This is a genomic window from Neisseria sp. P0009.S007 (assembly GCF_051962515.1).
This window is the reverse complement of record NZ_JBQCVF010000546.1, coordinates 1-1,002: the sequence shown is the minus strand read 5'-3', so window position 1 is coordinate 1,002 and position 1,002 is coordinate 1. Positions and strand designations below refer to the sequence as shown.

At 49.2% G+C, this 1,002-nt stretch carries 2 protein-coding genes and 1 pseudogene; all 3 read left to right on the top strand.

Annotated features, from left to right (window positions below):
* Window positions 1-93, top strand: a pseudogene (locus tag ACTHS3_RS14695) (tetratricopeptide repeat protein); the annotation flags it as partial.
* Between the two features lie 79 nt (window positions 94-172).
* Window positions 173-658 carry a 5-(carboxyamino)imidazole ribonucleotide mutase gene (gene purE / locus ACTHS3_RS14690; protein WP_070608914.1) on the top strand — a complete coding sequence of 162 codons (486 nt, stop codon included), beginning with the start codon at window positions 173-175 and terminating at the stop codon, window positions 656-658.
* Window positions 659-754: 96 nt separating this feature from the next.
* Window positions 755-1,002: hypothetical protein (locus ACTHS3_RS14685; RefSeq protein ID WP_440368333.1), on the top strand; the 248-nt coding region annotated here is incomplete at its 3' end.

Below are 1,002 nucleotides of genomic sequence, written 5' to 3'. Positions count from 1 at the left end.
GACATCGCCCGCAGCACATGGCGCAAACTGATACAAAGCTTCCCCAACAGCGAAGCGGCAAAACGCGCTTCCATCAGCCTTAAACAAAGATAAACGTTCAGACGGCCTTGTCATCCCCTAGGCCGTCTGAACATTTTTTACCCTTAATCCATTCAAGCAAAAGGAACTCCTCATGATCCAAGTCGGCATTATTATGGGCAGCAACAGCGATTGGCCGGTGATGCAGCAGGCGGCACAATTTCTCAAAGAATTCGGCGTTGAATATGAAGCGCGTGTCGTCTCTGCACACCGTACGCCTGATTTGATGTTTGAATACGCCGAAACCGCACGCAAACGCGGCATCAAAGCCATCATTGCCGGCGCAGGCGGCGCAGCGCATTTGCCGGGCATGGTCGCCGCCAAAACCACGGTTCCCGTCTTGGGCGTTCCCGTTCCCAGCAAATATCTGCGCGGCGAAGACTCCCTTCTTTCGATTGTTCAAATGCCCAAAGGCGTTCCTGTTGCCACATTTGCCATTGGCGAAGCCGGTGCGGCCAATGCAGCGCTGTTTGCCATTTCACTTTTGGCCAACGAAAATCCTGAATTGGCTGAAAAACTGGCGGCTTTCCGTGCCAAACAAGAACAAACCGTTCTAGCCATGGAATTGCCTGAAGCATAACGGACTAAGGCCGTCTGAACGTTGTAAATGGAAACTTTGATTTCGTTTTACGATTGTTCAGACGGCCTTAGTCTTTTATCAAATTAAATTAATGCCATGAAAACACTAGCATTTATCCTACTCTCCACCATGCTTTGTGCCTGCCAAAGCCCAAGCATTCCTACTCAATCAACTGCCATTCCATCTCAGCAACAAGCCCAAGATACAACCGGCAATCTGATTATCTTCTATGATGCCCAAACCGGTTCCGCGCCATTGCTAAAAGCAGTAAAAACCTCAGGTGCAACTTTGATTTACGAATACAAAAACCTGCACGGTATTGCTATCCGTCCATCTTCCAAGAC